Source organism: Chryseobacterium sp. GP-SGM7 (genome assembly GCF_049166575.1).
Lineage (GTDB): Bacteria > Bacteroidota > Bacteroidia > Flavobacteriales > Weeksellaceae > Chryseobacterium.
The window spans coordinates 126,775-143,425 of record NZ_JBMHFF010000003.1 but is presented as its reverse complement, the minus strand read 5'-3'; the positions used below and the strand labels follow the sequence as shown (position 1 = coordinate 143,425).

Here is a 16,651-nt window from a genome sequence, read left to right as displayed (position 1 = left end):
AATGAAACATTATATCGTCTACACTGCTTTTGCCTTTGTCTTTCTCATAAGCTGCGGAAAGAAAGATTCAAATATTGAATCAGAAATTAAAACCGATCAAACCGAAGAACACGGCGAGGAAGCTCCACAAACCATTGCAAGCCTAACGGAAGAACAGATGAAAGCGGTCGGAATTACTTTGGGGAAAATCGAAATGAAAGAACTTACCTCGACAATCAAAGCAAATGGTGCATTACGGGTTCCCAATAATAACAAAGCAACCATCACGTCTATGTACGGCGGAATTATTAAAACACTGAATGTTCAGATCGGGGATTTTGTAAGAAAAGGGCAGGTGATTGCCTCAATTTCAAACCCGGAGTACATCCAGTTGCAGGAGCAATATCTGACTGTAAAAAGCAGAATTGCATTTGCCGAGCAGGAATACAGAAGACAGAAAGAATTGTTTGATAATGACGCCGGAGCCAAGAAAAATCTTCAAAGTTCAGATGCTGAACTGAAAACCCTGCGAACACAACGTTCATCGTTACAAAGACAGCTTCAGATCATGGGAATTGATCCTGCAAATATTAGCAATGGAAATTTGAAATCAGGCTTGGTTATCACATCGCCAATCAGCGGAACGGTGAGTAATATTTCTTCGCAGATAGGGAGTTATGTTGATATTTCATCGCCTGTTGCAGAAGTGATTGACAATGGTTCTTTACATTTAGACCTACAGGTTTTTGAAAATGATCTGCCTAAAATGAAAGTCGGACAAATTGTTCATTTTAAACTGACCAATAATCCGGAAACTGAATACGATGCAAAAATTTACAGTATCGGTTCATCCTTCGAAAATGACAGCAAAACTATCTCAGTTCACTGTTCAGTCACAGGAAACAAATCTGGATTGATCGATGGAATGAACATTACCGGAATCGTAAGCCTTGATAAAAGCACTACGCCGGCAGTTCCTAATGAAGCGATTGTAGAAGCCGACAGCAAATATTATATTTTCATTAAAACAAACAAAAAGCCTGAAGGGCATCACGAAGAAGAGGGCAAACATCAAGAAGAAAAGAAAGCGCCCGAAAAAGGCTCAAAAACCATTAATTTTGAAAAGATAGAAGTGGTAAAAGGTTCTTCGGATATGGGCTATACGGCCATTACGACCGTTAATGAAATTTCAAGAGATGCTGAAGTGGTGGTGAAGGGGGCCTTTTTCGTGAATGCGAAACTGAGTAATTCCGGAGAGCACGAACATTAATCAAAAAAAAATTACAATGTCAAATAACATAAATCACGAAAATCATCCTGAGAAAAAAACAACTCCACAGGAAGATAAAATTTACGAAGATGCAGGTGTCAAAAAAATAATCGAGGATGACGGATGCTGTTCTCCCAAGAAAGGCAAACCTGAAAAACATAACGACGACGATGGTCACGATCACAACAATGATGATTCTGATAAAACAACATTCCAGATGTTTTTGCCGGCTATTGTTTCTTTTGTGGTACTTTTATCAGGAATTACAATGGATAATTTCATCCCGCAGGAATGGTTCAAAGACTGGGTCAGAATTGTCTGGTATGGGGTTGCTTATGTTCCCGTAGGTCTGCCGGTTTTGAAGGAAGCTTTTGAAAGCATTGCAAAAGGCGATATTTTCTCTGAGTTTTTTCTGATGAGCATTGCAACAGTTGGTGCCTTTGCAATTGGCGAATATCCGGAAGGTGTTGCCGTAATGTTGTTTTACAGCGTTGGAGAAGTTTTCCAGACGCTTGCAGTTTCAAGAGCAAAAAGTAATATCAAGGCTCTGTTGGATCAGCGTCCTGACGAAGTTACCATCTTTGAAAACGATCAGCCTAAAATCATCCCTGCAGATCAGGCAAAAATTGGTGATATCATCCAATTGAAATCTGGAGAAAAATTAGCTTTGGATGGGGAATTAATCAGTGAATCAGCATCATTTAATACTGCTGCTTTGACTGGCGAAAGCAAACCTGACACAAAAAGCAAAGGAGAATCTGTATTAGCTGGAATGATCAATCTTCAGACTATTGCTCAGGTCAAAGTAACAACAGCTTATGAAGACAGCAAACTCAGTAAAATTCTGGAATTGGTGCAGAACGCAACAGCTCAGAAAGCACCGACAGAGCTTTTTATTAGAAAATTTGCAAGAATTTACACGCCGATCGTTGTAGCGTTAGCGGTACTGATATGTTTTCTGCCGTACTTTTTCGCAGATGATTACACTTTCAGAGACTGGCTTTACAGAGCATTGATTTTTCTGGTAATTTCTTGTCCGTGTGCTTTGGTCATAAGTATTCCTTTGGGTTATTTCGGAGGAATCGGCGCAGCTTCCAAAAATGGTGTTTTGTTTAAAGGGAGTAACTTTTTAGACATTATTTCCAATATTCAGAATGTTGTGATGGATAAAACAGGAACGATGACTGAGGGCGTCTTTAAGGTTCAGGAAATCAACATCAAACCCGAATATGATAAGAATGAACTGTTGAAAATGGTAAATGCTTTGGAAAGCAAAAGTACACACCCAATCGCCACGGCAATTCACGACTATGTAGGAGAAATAGACCAGTCCTTAGATCTTCAGAATACGGAAGAAATTGCAGGACACGGACTGAAGGCAATTGTTAAAGGAAAAGAACTGCTTGTAGGGAATTTTAAATTGATGGATAAGTTCAATATAAAATATGATGTGAATCCATCAGAAATTATATATACTGTAATTGCAATTGCATATAATGGAAAATTTGCGGGTCATATTACTATTGCAGACAGTATAAAGGATGATGCAAAACAGACTGTGGAAAAATTACACAGTTTGAATGTAAAAGTGACAATGCTGAGTGGCGATAAAAGTACAGTGGTAAAATTTGTAGCCCAACAGTTAGGAATCGATAATGCTTTTGGCGACTTACTTCCGGAAGATAAGGTCAATAAGGTAAAAGAGATCAAATCCCGAAACGAAACCGTTGCATTTGTGGGCGATGGTGTGAACGATGCGCCGGTTGTTGCTTTAAGTGATGTCGGAATTGCAATGGGTGGACTTGGAAGCGACGCAACCATTGAGACCGCTGATGTGGTGATTCAGGATGACAGACCTTCCAAAATACCGATGGCAATCAATATCGGAAAACAAACCAGAAAAATTGTCTGGCAGAATATCATTCTTGCTTTTGCCGTAAAGGGCGTTGTTCTCGTTCTCGGAGCTGGAGGATTAGCAACAATGTGGGAAGCTGTTTTTGCGGATGTGGGAGTTGCTTTGCTGGCAATTTTGAATGCTGTGAGAATTCAGAAAATGAAATTCTAAAGATAGTTCTTTAGGTATCCTGAGCAAATAATTTCTGAACATTGTTTGTTCATCTTATTTGTGTGTTAATACTTAATATATTTATCTAATGCCTAAAATTGCTGCCAGTGATAGTATAAATACAATATCAAGTATTGATTAGCAAACTTCTAAGTTTGAAATTTCTTTTTTCCTTCAAGCAACAAATATCATTCTATTATTTCATCTTTCGATTGGTTCACTCGCATGGTTAACTGATAAGCTTTCCTAAATCTGGAGCCACTATAGACTGGTTTGTATAAAAAGCAGCGGGGTTCGTATAATAACTAAAATAACAGTAGTCCATTACTTTATTTTAGCCTCATATAATACATTTCTTTCTTTTTATGGAAGATAATAATTTAAAATTATATGAGTAAAAAAATTATTATACTGTTTCTATTCAGCTTTTGCATAAATATATATGCCCAAGAGAATTGGACATTGAAACAATGTATCGAGTACGGGCTAAAAAATAACCGTAACAAGACGATCTATGCCAATGAAAAACTGGCTGCCGATGCCAAAGCAAAAGAAGTGCTCGCAGATTACCTGCCCAAAGTTAGCCTGACCTCAACATTGGATAACAACCTTAAACTACAACAAAGTGTCATCCCCGCCGGAATTTTTGGTCCCGATGAGATCAAGGTATCACTCACCCAAAAGTATAACTCCAATTTCGTAGGACAAGTGGACCAGGTGATCTATGATAAGTCACTTCTAACAGGACTAAAAGCCAATAAGTATAATAAACAACGGGCTGATCTTAATGTTGAACAGAGCAATGAGGCGATCATTTACAATATAAGCATCGCCTATTTCCAGATTTTCGTATACAACCAGCAACTGGAACTACTGGAATACAACAAAGAGACTTATGAAAAGCAGATCGAAATATACCGCTTGCAGGTAAGCAAAGGAGTTACCCTTCAAAAAGATCTGGACAAGGTAAACGTGGACTATAACAATACCATTTCCCAGATACGGGTTGCGCAGAGTAACCTGAAGCTTGCCGAAAACGAACTCAAATACGAAATGGGCTATCCGATCAATGATCTTCTCATGGTCAATCTTGTAACAGAATTAGAAATGCCATTATCTCTTGAAGAAAACACCAGCAATTTTTCTCCTTCATCGAGGATTGACTATAAATTATCCGAACTCAATATCAAGACACTGGAGATAGAACAGTCCCGTATCAAGGCAGAAGGACTTCCAAAACTTTCAGGATATTTCCGTTATGGTGCCGTCGGATTTGGAGACAATCTCAATGGTGCCTATGACCAGTTACTCCCTTACTCAGCAGTGGGTTTAAAGTTAAGCATCCCTATTCTTGACTTTTATAAACGGAATGCACAGTACAAACAGGCAAAGATCAACCGTATCAATGCAGAAGAGAACCTCAAACTGGCAGAAGGCAAATATAGGGTAGATTACGAAAATGCCTATACCAAGCTTACACAAGCCCAGACCAACGTTGATAACGACAAGAGGAATGTAACGCTTGCGGAATCCGTACTCAAAGTTACCGATCTGCAATTCCAGAAGGGAACCACCAATCTTATAGATTGGCTGAATACGCAGAATTCCCTGAAAGAAGCCCAGAACAGTTACCTCAACTCCTTATACAGTTACTACCAAGCCCGAATTGATCTTGAAAAAGCATCGGGAACATTAAAAACTTTTTATAATTCACTTTAGACCATTATGAAGAAAAAAATTATAGTCACGCTGGTTTGTGTCGGTATTATTGCTTTTATTGTTTTTAAGCTGGCCACCAATAAGAAAAAGATCAACGAAAAGAACCAGCCTGCACAAGTGGCAGATGTGCGTATTCCAGTAACGGCTACACAGGTATCAGAAGAGATACAGGACATCGAACTGGTCAAGACCGGTATGTTGGCTCCTTTCAAGGAGGCAAAAGTTTTATCGGTAACAAGCGGAAATATTCAGCGGTTGCTGTTCAAACTCGGAGACCAGGTGCAACAGGGACAGACAGTTGCTGTCATTGACACCCGTTTGCTGGAAATCGACCTTCAGAAAGCGGAATCCAACGTTTCCAAGCTAAAGCGTGACCTTCAAACCTATACCGAATTGCTTGAAGGCAGTGCTGCCACACAGGAAAAAGTGAATGATATACGTCACAGTTATAGCGATGCCCAGAGCCTTTCTCAGCAACTGCGCAGACAGATCGCAGATGCTACGATCAAATCGCCGATCAGTGGGATCATAGGCAATAAAGCGGTCGAAGAAGGCATGTATATTACCGCCGGAGGAGAATTAGGATCTATTGTCAATCTTTCCCAATTAAAGGTAGAAGTATATTTTACGGAGGCAGAAGTGTACCAGATAAAAGTAGGTCAGAAAATCAAGCTTACCACAGATATCTATCCCGATAAGCCTTTCTATGGCACGATTAACTTTATCAGCCCACAGGCGAATCAGGCTTACAATTATCAGGTAGAAATAACCGCAAACAACGATAAGAACAACCCTTTACGTTCGGGGACCTTTGTTTATGCCGATTTTTCAAGGACGACACGGCAAAAGATATTGTTGATCCCCCGTGAAGCATTAAATTCAAGTACACAGGATGCCTCGGTATATGTTGCAAAAGATGGAAAAGCGGTACTTCGCTCCATTAAGGCCGGAGCTGAATTCGGAAGTAAGATACAGGTTACGGAAGGCCTGCAGGCAGGTGAAAAGGTTATCACGTCCGGACAGATCAACTTAAAGGACGGTACATTAATTAACATTTCAAAATAAAAAGCAGTATCATGTCAATAACCGGAATAGCCATAAAAAGACCCTTATTGCTTATCGTAATCTTTACGGTACTAGTCATGTTCGGGATACAATCTTACCTAAGCCTTAATTATAACCTGCTTCCAAAAATCGAAGTGCCAACGGTTTCAGTAAGTACGCTTTACCCAGGTGCATCGGCAGCGGAAGTACAGACGACTGTGACCAAGAAACTCGAAGATGCTTTTTCCTCTGTGGAAGGGCTCGACCAGATCAATTCCACTTCTCAGGAAAGCGTTTCCATTATTACTATATCATTCAAGAGCGGAACGGATATTGATAAGGCAGAACGTGATGTTCAACGTAAAGCTGATCAGGCATTGAACGACCTGCCGGACGATGCAGAACGACCACAGGTCAACAAGGTAAACCTTGAAGAAACTCCAGTGATCAAAGCCGGTATTACGGCAAACATGGCTCCCCGAAACCTGTACGACCTCATGGATAATCAGCTAAGACCGATATTACAGAATGTCGCGGGTGTAGGTCAGGTAAACATTATCGGTGGAGATGAGCGTGAGATACAGATCAACATCAATCAGGATAAATTATTATTATACGGTCTTTCCATAGCACAGATCACACAGGCAGTTAACAATGCCAATCTTTCTTTTCCTGCCGGTAGTATAGAAACCCAGAACCAGCAGCTTTCTATCCGATATGATGCCAATGTAAAATCATTGGACCAGTTGCGTGACCTTACTGTATTCCAACATCCGAAACAGGGGGTAATCTATTTGAAAGATATTGCAGAGGTAGTCGATGCCACGGCAAAAACAACAGCGATCAACCACATCAACGGTATTCCGTCTATCGGTGTGCAGATCATCAAACAAAGTGATGCCAACGCGGTCGATGTCAGCGAACAGATAAAAAAAGTATTTTCAAATATTGAAACCCAATACAAAGAGCAGAACCTTAAATTCAATATTTCCTCCGACCAGAGTGTCTATACGCTCAATTCTGCTGATGCGGTAATGTTCGATCTGATGCTGGCTGTTATCATCGTTGGAATCGTGATGCTGGCCTTTCTGCACAGCTTCAGAAGTTCCATGTTCGTACTGGTAGCCTTGCCCGCATCCATTATACCAACATTTATCGCCATGTACGGTCTTGGATTTTCGCTTAACCTGATGACACTGATGGCACTGTCGCTTGTAGTCGGCATATTGGTGGACGATTCCATCGTGGTACTGGAAAATATTTATAGGCATATGGAAATGGGATCTGACAAACGGAAGGCAGCTCTTGAGGGGCGTAACGAGATTGGCTTTACCGCCCTTTCCATTACACTGGTGGATGTTGTGGTATTCCTACCATTGGCATTGGCAGGAGGCATGATAGGTTCCATCCTTCGTGAGTTCTCACTCGTGGTCGTGATCTCGACCCTGATGAGCCTTTTTGTTTCCTTTACTGTTACTCCTTTACTGGCAAGCCGTTTTGGCAAACTGGAGCATCTGAGCGAAAATACCTTATGGGGAAGGATCAATCTTGGTTTTGAAAATTTCATCGACGCCATCAAAAAAGGCTACGGAAGACTCTTGGAAATGGTGCTCCGCAAGAAAAGATGGCTTTTGTCCGGCACTATATTGTTGATCATAGGCTCTATTACTTTGGTTCCAACGGGATTTATCGGGGCGGCATTTATCCCGAAAACGGATCAGAGCGACCTTATACTCAATATGGAACTGGAGCCTACAGCAACCATTTACAAAACCAATATGCTCGTACAGCAGGCGGAAAAAATACTCATGGAACAGCCTGAAGTAGAAAAAGTATTTTCCAGTATCGGTTTTGTAAGCGGAAGTGTATCTGGAACCAGCAGTAACGCCAATTTAGCAGAACTTACCCTGACATTGGCGGACAAGAAAAAACGAAGCATGTCTGCCGAAGAATTTGGAACTTATATCCAGAATAAACTTAGCGGAGCGATAACCGGAGCCAAGTTTACAGCTTCCTCAACATCCATTACGGGAAATGTAAGTAGTGCACCCATACAGATCGCTATTAAAGGCGTTGACCTGAAAGATGTCCGTCAGGTTGCGGAAGCTTACCAGAAAATCGTGGCAGCAGTACCCGGAACACAGTTTGTCAAACTTTCTGTGAAAGACAGGAAGCCAGAGGTGGACATCAAACTGAATAGAGAAAAGATGAGCCTATTAGGATTGAATGCCAGTATGGTGGGGGCTACACTGCAAAACTCATTTAGCGGAAGTGATCAAAGCCAGTTCAAACAAGATGGTAATGAATATGATATCAGGGTGAGCCTAAATAAATTTAACCGTTCTGACATCAGGAATGTAAGAAATCTACCTTTTGTAAATTCAGAAGGACATAGTATACTATTAAGCCAGTTTGCAGACGTAAGCGAGGCCCTTGGGGAAACTACCTTACAGCGAATTGACCGTCTGGGTTCCATCACCGTACAGGCGAATGTGACTGGACGTCCTACCGGTACTGTAAGCGATGAGATCAAGGAAAAAGCGGCATCAGTTAAGCTTCCCAATGGTATCAGTGTAGAGTATCTCGGCGATTCCAAAAATCAGGGAGATGCTTTTGGAAGTTTGGGATTGGCGTTGCTCACAGCCATTGTTTTGGTTTATTTGATCATGGTAGCACTGTATGAAAATGCAGTATATCCGTTTGTCGTATTGTTCTCCATACCGGTGGCACTGATCGGGGCATTCCTGATCCTGGCACTGACAATGGAAACCCTTAACATCTTTACCATTATCGGGATGATCATGCTTCTGGGTCTGGTTTCAAAAAATGCTATTCTTATCGTAGACTTCACCAATAATCTGAAAATGGAAGGATACCCTGTCAAAGCAGCTTTGATCGAAGCCGGTAAAGAAAGGCTCCGACCTATCTTAATGACCACATTGGCGATGATCTTTGGGATGCTTCCTATAGCCATTGCAAGTGGGGCTGCTTCAGAGATCAAAAACGGTATGGCATGGGTGATCATCGGTGGCTTAACGAGTTCTATGATCTTGACTTTGTTTGTCGTGCCCAGCATGTATCTAATTATTGATAATCTACTGCAGAGACTGTTAAAGAAAAATGATAAGATCCCTGAATAGATGGTGTGAAAAATCTCAATATTACAATACCTAAGTCGGCAACCAATTTTTGTCCTTATATCCGGCAATCTCAATAAAACTATTGATTGTCGGATACTTCAATGATCAGGATAATATTGAAAAAGAAAGGACAACAATTATAAAGATCATGAGTTTCAAAATAGCACAGGCAAAAGCTAACAGACTGCTAAGTTGAGAAGGATTCAACACGGTAAGGATTTAAACTGATTGTCCATATCAATAGAAGAAAGGTGCAAGTTTCTTTTGATAGAAATTTAATTGTTAATTATCATCTTAATACTCATTAAGGTACAGACATTGACAAGCGAATCGAATTTAAAATGCTAACAGTTGGGCATATATCTGTGAAATTTTGGAACAAAGTAAAATTTAAAATCAACTATTTTTTTTCAATTAAATATCAGCAGAAACACTGCTTATTGTCTGATCACTCAAGATTGAGTGAACCTCCCGAATAGATCTTGAAAAAATCCTTTTTATACACTTCACCCAACGGCACTTCATTTTCGCCGAGGTAGACATTGTGATGATCAAAGGAATCAATGAAATTGAGATTGATAACATACGACTTGCTGACCCTTAAAAAAGTACTATTCGGGATTTTCTGATGAATGGTCTTGAGGTTCATGGCTGTGATCAGTTTCTGGTTACCGGTATAGATCACCACATAGTCCTTTAAGCCCTCGATAAATTTGATGTCAGCAAAATTGATCTTGAAAAACTTCCGTTCAGATTTTATGATCATAAAATCTCCGGTATTTGACTCTATCGTATTCTTTTCAGTTTCAGCGGAAAGCAATTTTTTGTAAGTTAAAGCTTTGTTGATGGCTTTTTGAACCCGGGATTTGTCAATTGGTTTCAAAAGATAGTCAATAGCGTCAAGCTCATAGCTTTCCAAAGCATACTTAGGATAGGCTGTAGTAAAGATAACGAGTGTATCTTCGGGTAGCTGGGCTGCAAATTCCAATCCTGTTACCATCGGCATCTCGATATCCAGAAAGATAAGATCGACACTATTGATCTTTAAAAACTTTAGTGCTGCCGGAGCATTAGAAAATGAACCGATTATTTCAAGATCGGAAACGTCATTGATCAATGCCTGCATTTCCTGTCTTGCCAAAGGTTCGTCATCTACTATAATACATTTCATAATGGAATAATTAATTTGATTTCATATCGACTTTCTGAAGAATATATATCAAGTGTATGGTTATGACCATACAAAAGTTCAAGACGTCTTTTTATATTTCCCAGGCCCAATCCGCTACTTTTCTCACTGGCGGAGGGTATATAATTTGAATCTTTTGAATTGATACAGCAGAAGTGCAGGAAATTGTCTTTCACATCTATTTTTATATGCACAAAGGATTCCTCATCATTTATATTCACACTGTGCTTAACGGCATTTTCAACAAAAGTGGTAAAAAGATTAGGTGGAAGAAATATACTTTTAATTATACTGCAATCCGTATCACTGCTGATTTTTACCGACAGATTATCTCTCCTAATGGTCTCAAGGTCCAGGAAATTAGATAGAAAATTAATTTCGGACTTTAAAAGGGTACGTTCATCATTATTTTCGTAAAGTTGATACCTAAGAAATTCCGAAAGTTTCAGGATCACCATTCCTGCTTTATCAGGATCAGTCCTTATAAGAGATTTAATGCCGTTAAGTGTATTAAATAAAAAGTGTGGGTTCATCTGGTTCCTGAGTTCATTTAATTCCATCTTGAAATTGATCCTGTTCAGCTCATTGATTCGCTGATTATCCTTCATCCAACGTTGAAATAACTTGATCATGGTCGTGACAAGGATTATAGGGATCAGGATCACGATCGATTCATAAAATCCTCGGCCTGCACTATCCCGATGTGGATCAAAAGTACCTTGGTTGGGGAAAAATACATCCAGGACAGTTGAAATGGCATTTAATGAAAGTATGACCAATAAGATCAGTAGAGCAAAATAGATCACATAACGCCCCTTAAAGAAAAATATAGGAACCAGGAAATTGATATTGATGTAACACATCAGCACCAAGGGAATATAGATGAGCAATACCTTAAGGAACCGGAAGGAACCGCGATACTCCGTTACATCCTTAGAGTAGGACAATATGGCAAGAATACCCAATAACAGAACTGCATGGCGCAGTAATCTGAATTTATCCTCTGTTATAAACCGTATAGCTTTGGTGTTCTGTACCTCTAATGTCTTGTAACTCATATCCCTGATCGATTTCTTCAGCAAAGATAAAATATACATGGACTCAAAAACTAGAAATTATACAAACCATAAGTTCTTTTATACTAAACAGTTTATATATGGTATTTAGTATAAAATATAGGTCAGTTGGTATAAAAAAGAAAAATGAGCTCATTATTATTATTTCCTTTGTTCTGTTCGTAATAGAGAAGGCTATGAATTTATTGGATATGCTGCAAGAATATACAACACAGATAATGGATGATCCCTGCTTAACAGGAAAACAACAGGAGGAAAAGATCATTCAGATTTTTGACCTGTGCCATTTTGTTGAAATTTACAAGCGGTCACTAAGGATCATTGATTTTGATGATAAGGTCAATATCATCGAAGATGATGGAGGCCGCAAAGGGATCTATTTCTGCGATCTCCTTTATACCACTACCCATCATTTTGAGGGTTCTCTCTACAGCCAATCATTTTTACAAAGTTTGAAGAGACAGTCCGATTTAAGCGAATTATGGTTTGTTGTTGTTGAAGAAAATTTTATTTCGGAGAATATGAACGACAGTAAAGCATTTATTAAAAAAAATAAGGTGGAAGACCTATATGACAGGATCTTTTATTTTAATTATTCACGATCAATAATAAAAAAAATAAATTAAATTATATGGAAATCATTAAAAAAGGAATTTGGATCCTAGTACCATTGTTTTTCTCTGTTGAGGTTTTTGCTCAGCAACTGGACACCCTAAAATTAAAGAAAGATACCACGAATGTTCCCAGACGTACGGTGGCGTACGCAGCTGATAAGATTGCGATTGCCCGTCCTCTCAATATAGAATTTTCTCTCCCGGCACCTTACAATTTCACGGCAAAACAGGGAGACACTCCATTACGGGATGGAAAAGTGAATGACTTTACCCAGCTGAAGGTCAGTGCCAATGTTAATTTTCTTAAAAGGAAGACTTGGATGTTAGGAGCAACGGCGGGATATCGATTTATCAGTGCAGAATCAAATATGTTTGAACCTCTTACTAATAACCCCACCGTAATTAAAGAAGAGTTTCACTATCTGTTTTCATCCTTGAACTTTTCCTATTTTTCCACGCTTTTTAACAAACGGACCATTTACAGTTCCAGTGTCATCGTAGAGGGCAGCGACCAGCATTTTGAACGTGTCAAAGGTTTTCTATCCGGGGTCATGGTATTGAAAGGCACGGCAAAGACCAAGATGAGCGTAGGTCTGGCGGTCAATATAGATCCGACCGCACAGCTACCGGTCATTCCGATCTTTACTTATGAACACCGATTTGATAATGGCCTTATAGCAGATGTAACGCTTCCTAAGAGTGTATATTTGCGTAAATATCTGTTTAAGAACACAGGCAGGCTTTCATTGGGAGCCGAGATGGACCAGACCACATTTTATGTCTATAAAATTGATAGCAGTAATCCGGACCAACGATTCCAGTATAGACAACTTGATATCAATTCTGGTATTATTTACGAACATGCGATCGGTGACTTTATTATAACGGGAAAAACGGGTGTAAAGTTGACACCATCGGGAAGATTGTTCAGAAAAGAGGATAATTTTGACGACGCTGTCTTTGAAATAAAACCCGATCCAGTGTTCTATTTTAATATCGGTGTTTCATTCAATCCGTTTACGTTTCTTAAAAAAAATAAATAGCAAGATTATGGTGCCATTATTGAGCACAGATTATAACAATTGGGTTCTTAAAGATTTTATCAAAGAGTTATTCTGAGATTATTGACTTGCGGAACATAAGTTTCAGAATAACGTCTCTCGTTCACAATCGGTATCTATTTCAGTCTCTACATATAATCGAGTTTAAGTTTTATAATAACAATGGCTATTTATTAATAATAAAGAACCTAAAAAGAGATTAATGAAAGTTAATTTGCTATACAAATTAACTTTCATCATATCGACATTTAGCTTGCATATATTTCTTGGTTTCCGGTAAATATCAATTTTAAAACTTTGAATTGCTGAGACAAATTGATGTATGTAAAATCTTAATTTATTATGGCACAAGCCATATTTTACATCCTCAAATAGTATATAAGATGTCACAGGATGTTAAAAGCTACGAAATATTTTTTTATTTGATTTTTAATCTCGGCAATCCAATCTCATGTTGCTGAGGATAAGGCTCTCTGAAGGTTAAACTTACATCTTCCCGAAGATTTCTCTCTATTTTCTTAGACTTTTCCTCATCCATCGAATAACGAGGGTCGGCAATAAGCGGCATCTTTTCCATTTTAGTAATAGTAACAGTAGGAAAGTGGTAATCTACTTCAACAGTTCCTAATAAAAGATAAATTCCGCCTTCCTTAAAAGGGAACTTTGAAAGACTATCCGGAAAGTGAGCCGTATCAAAATAGTCGCCTTTAACATCAATCCAGGTTCCGAAATACATATCATCCCGATTACCATATTTATTTTTAATAGGGACGTGTTTTCGAGAAATCAGATAAGCTAACATTCTCACCTGCTTCTTATGGTATTTCAAAAGATCTTTAACCATTACATCGCCTCTGTATTTGATCTTCAGTAAATCAAAAATGGAATAAGAGACTGGAAAGCCTAATATCTCCAATTCGTCAAAAGCATCTTCAAAAGGATTTCTTTCTATAACGGGTAACTGATAATCTTTTTGAGGTTCTTCAAATAAAGAAATCATCTTAGTTTTATGTTGATTTGACAACAGGAATCTCGCTTCGATCAATAATTCGTGTTTCTGTTTGCCCGTAAACCTGAAAGCCCCGACAAAGATCAATATTTGTAATGTCTCAATACCGATGTTGACTCTTTTCACAAAATCCTCCAATGTTTTATAATCACCATGCTCTTTTCTTTCTTCAGGAATAGACATTTTAACAGATGCTTCCAGCCTTTCAATATGCATCAAACCCAAATAGACATCCGTTCCATATACTGTTGTATGGAATTCGCTTAGATTTACACAGGGATTATGAATTACAGCTCCTGACATCTTTGCTTCATGAACATACACCTCGGTACGATAAAACCCGCCGCCGTTATTAATGGAGGAAACCATAAATTCAATAGGGTAGTAGGCTTTCAGATAAAGACTCTGATAGCTTTCAACCGCATAGGAAGCTGAATGGGCTTTACAAAAAGAATAGCCGGCAAAGGATTCGATTTGCCGGTACACCTCTTGAGATAATTGTTCAGGATGTCCTTTTCTCTTGCAGGATTCAAAAAAATCATCTCTTAATTTTTGTAAGGCAGAAAGCGATCGTCCTTTCCCACTCATCGCCCTTCGCAGGACATCACCATTTTCGGCAGATACTCCACCGTAATGAAGGGCAATTTTGATCACATCTTCTTGGTAGACCATAATGCCATAAGTCTCGCCCAGTTCCTTTTCAAACACTTCATGAAAATATTCAAATTGACCGGGATGATTATGGCGAAAAATATACTCACGCATCATACCGCTTTGTGCTACACCAGGACGAATGATGGAGGAGGCAGCAACCAATACTTTGTAATTGTCGCATTTAAGCCGTCGCAATAATCCGCGCATAGCAGGTGATTCGATATAAAAGCAGCCGATTGTTTTTCCAATACTCAAAAGCTCATTACATTTTGCTTCATTCTTTGAAATAGTTGTATCTTCAATATCGACCGTAATCCCTCTTTTTTCTTCAATCAGGTTAACAGCATCTTTAATGGTTCCTAAACCTCTTTGGGATAAAATGTCAAATTTTTCCAGACCTATTTCTTCAGCGGTATGCATGTCGAACTGAACAATAGGAAATTCCTTTGGCGGAAATTCCAAAGCAGAGTAATTGGTAATCGGTTCCTCAGAGATCAAAATCCCACAGGAATGCATGCTCCTTTGATTAGGAAAACCGATCATCATCTGTTCATATTTATAAATCTCCTGAACAACAGCATTCTGATCATGTAATTCTTTAGGCATTTTAGAGAGTTGATCCAGTTCATCTTTAGGCAGCCCGAATACTTTTCCCAGCTCCCTGAACCTTGATTTTCTTTTAAATTCAACATTGGTTCCGCAAAATGCGACGTGATCTTTGCCGTATTTATCAAAAATGTATTCCAAAATAGCATCGCGGTTCTTCCAACTCCAGTCGATATCAAAGTCAGGAGGTGTTTTCCTGTTGAGGTTCAAAAAGCGCTCAAAGTACAGATTCAGTTCCAAAGGGCAGATGTGAGAAATACCTAAACAATAGGCAATAATACTGTTAGCCCCGCTTCCTCTTCCAACGTGCATAAATCCCATACGATTGCTATATTGAATAATATCCCAGGTAATTAAAAAATAGCCACAGAAATTCAATTGATCAATAACAGCCAATTCTTTTTCAACCCTTTCAACTGCCTGTTTGTTCTCATCCGAATATCTTCTAGCTAAGCCTTCATAAGCTAGTTTTGATAATAATTTAAAATCACTCTCTTTACTATCGGTATAGAATTTTTTATTCTTCGGGGTTTTAAAATCGAAATCAAAGCTGCATTCATCCACCATGAACTTAGTATTCTCAATAATTTCAGGAAAATGATTGTATTTATTCAACAAAAGTTTTTTGTTGATGAACGTTTCATCGCTCTTACAATAATCATTCTCCTTTAATTTTGTCAATAGAGTATTAGCATCAATTGCCCGTAATACCTTATGAAGTTTATACTGCTCATCATGTTCATCAGTTTTATAGGTTACCGGATGCAGAATAACCATTTTATGAATTAAAGCTTTCAGCTCAGGCTTGATTAAGAGGTTTAATTCATCCTGCCTGATGCCTATAAATTCGTGTTCCAATAATTTTTCAGGAATATTCTGCAAAGAATAGATGACGAAACAATTTTCCAAGCTAGGATTTGTCTTTGGAATTGAAATATCATCACAATTATAATTAGTCAAAAGTCTGTTGACCTCGCCAATCCCTTTCGGGTTTTTAGCTAAGCATATATAATACTGCTCATTTTCAACTCTGACATCAACACCGACAATCGGCTTAATACCTTTATCCTGACACAGTTTATAAAACTGGTAAATTCCGGTTACCGTATTGATATCCGTTAATGCCAAAACTTTCAGCTTATATTCCAAAGCCATTTCGACCAGATCTTCAACAGAAATAGTCCCATAACGAAGGCTATGATAGGTATGACAATTCAGAAACATA

10 protein-coding genes are annotated in these 16,651 nt (G+C 38.8%); 7 read left to right on the top strand and 3 right to left on the bottom strand.

The window, feature by feature from the left end; genetic code table 11:
* Position 1: 1 nt before the first annotated feature.
* The 5 genes from ACOOWA_RS13005 to ACOOWA_RS12985 all read left to right on the top strand — a co-directional run bounded on the left by ACOOWA_RS13005 (position 2) and on the right by ACOOWA_RS12985 (position 9,217).
* Entirely contained in the window at positions 2–1,249 is a 1,248-nt protein-coding gene (locus tag ACOOWA_RS13005) for an efflux RND transporter periplasmic adaptor subunit (RefSeq protein WP_421375783.1), read from the top strand.
* Positions 1,250–1,265: 16 nt separating this feature from the next.
* Entirely contained in the window at positions 1,266–3,314 is a 2,049-nt protein-coding gene (locus tag ACOOWA_RS13000) for a heavy metal translocating P-type ATPase (protein ID WP_421375781.1), read from the top strand.
* A 390-nt stretch (positions 3,315–3,704) separates the two neighbouring features.
* Positions 3,705–5,033, top strand: a complete 1,329-nt coding sequence (locus ACOOWA_RS12995) for a TolC family protein (RefSeq protein ID WP_421375779.1) — start codon at positions 3,705–3,707, stop codon at positions 5,031–5,033.
* Between the two features lie 6 nt (positions 5,034–5,039).
* A complete protein-coding gene (locus ACOOWA_RS12990; RefSeq protein ID WP_421375778.1) occupies positions 5,040–6,098 on the top strand; it encodes an efflux RND transporter periplasmic adaptor subunit in 1,059 nt (352 codons plus the stop codon).
* 11 nt (positions 6,099–6,109) lie between these two features.
* Positions 6,110–9,217 carry an efflux RND transporter permease subunit gene (locus ACOOWA_RS12985; RefSeq protein WP_421375776.1) on the top strand — a complete coding sequence of 1,036 codons (3,108 nt, stop codon included), beginning with the start codon at positions 6,110–6,112 and terminating at the stop codon, positions 9,215–9,217.
* Positions 9,218–9,665: 448 nt separating this feature from the next.
* Here ACOOWA_RS12985 and ACOOWA_RS12980 read toward each other — a convergent pair whose 3' ends face one another.
* Positions 9,666–10,388, bottom strand: a complete 723-nt coding sequence (locus ACOOWA_RS12980) for a LytR/AlgR family response regulator transcription factor (RefSeq protein ID WP_421375774.1) — start codon at positions 10,386–10,388, stop codon at positions 9,666–9,668.
* Positions 10,385–11,464: a sensor histidine kinase gene (locus ACOOWA_RS12975; protein ID WP_421375772.1), complete on the bottom strand. Its 1,080-nt coding sequence runs from the start codon at positions 11,462–11,464 to the stop codon at positions 10,385–10,387. Before ACOOWA_RS12975 ends, ACOOWA_RS12980 begins: the two co-directional genes overlap by 4 nt.
* Before the next feature lie 98 nt (positions 11,465–11,562).
* On the opposite strand from ACOOWA_RS12975, the gene ACOOWA_RS12970 reads away from it, so the two are divergent.
* Together ACOOWA_RS12970 and ACOOWA_RS12965 are read left to right on the top strand one after the other, a co-directional pair.
* The gene (locus tag ACOOWA_RS12970) at positions 11,563–12,108 is read left to right on the top strand and encodes a hypothetical protein (RefSeq protein WP_052194244.1); all 546 of its coding nucleotides are present in this window, start codon (positions 11,563–11,565) and stop codon (positions 12,106–12,108) included.
* Between the two features lie 5 nt (positions 12,109–12,113).
* Positions 12,114–13,139: a hypothetical protein gene (locus ACOOWA_RS12965; protein WP_047439893.1), complete on the top strand. Its 1,026-nt coding sequence runs from the start codon at positions 12,114–12,116 to the stop codon at positions 13,137–13,139.
* A gap of 436 nt (positions 13,140–13,575) precedes the next feature.
* On the opposite strand, the gene ACOOWA_RS12960 is transcribed toward ACOOWA_RS12965, so the two are convergent.
* The gene (locus ACOOWA_RS12960) at positions 13,576–16,650 is read right to left on the bottom strand and encodes a DNA polymerase III subunit alpha (protein ID WP_421375770.1); all 3,075 of its coding nucleotides are present in this window, start codon (positions 16,648–16,650) and stop codon (positions 13,576–13,578) included.
* Position 16,651 lies beyond the last annotated feature (1 nt).

Bases quoted from the DNA above. Each gene is read 5' to 3' on its own strand.
- ACOOWA_RS12960 (WP_421375770.1), bottom strand. From the start codon at position 16,650: ATGTTTCTGAATTGTCATACCTATCATAGCCTTCGTTATGGGACTATT.
- ACOOWA_RS13005 (WP_421375783.1), top strand. From the start codon at position 2: ATGAAACATTATATCGTCTACACTGCTTTTGCCTTTGTCTTTCTCATA.
- ACOOWA_RS12985 (WP_421375776.1), top strand. From the start codon at position 6,110: ATGTCAATAACCGGAATAGCCATAAAAAGACCCTTATTGCTTATCGTA.
- ACOOWA_RS12980 (WP_421375774.1), bottom strand. From the start codon at position 10,388: ATGAAATGTATTATAGTAGATGACGAACCTTTGGCAAGACAGGAAATG.
- ACOOWA_RS13000 (WP_421375781.1), top strand. From the start codon at position 1,266: ATGTCAAATAACATAAATCACGAAAATCATCCTGAGAAAAAAACAACT.
- ACOOWA_RS12970 (WP_052194244.1), top strand. From the start codon at position 11,563: ATGGTATTTAGTATAAAATATAGGTCAGTTGGTATAAAAAAGAAAAAT.
- ACOOWA_RS12990 (WP_421375778.1), top strand. From the start codon at position 5,040: ATGAAGAAAAAAATTATAGTCACGCTGGTTTGTGTCGGTATTATTGCT.
- ACOOWA_RS12995 (WP_421375779.1), top strand. From the start codon at position 3,705: ATGAGTAAAAAAATTATTATACTGTTTCTATTCAGCTTTTGCATAAAT.
- ACOOWA_RS12975 (WP_421375772.1), bottom strand. From the start codon at position 11,464: ATGAGTTACAAGACATTAGAGGTACAGAACACCAAAGCTATACGGTTT.
- ACOOWA_RS12965 (WP_047439893.1), top strand. From the start codon at position 12,114: ATGGAAATCATTAAAAAAGGAATTTGGATCCTAGTACCATTGTTTTTC.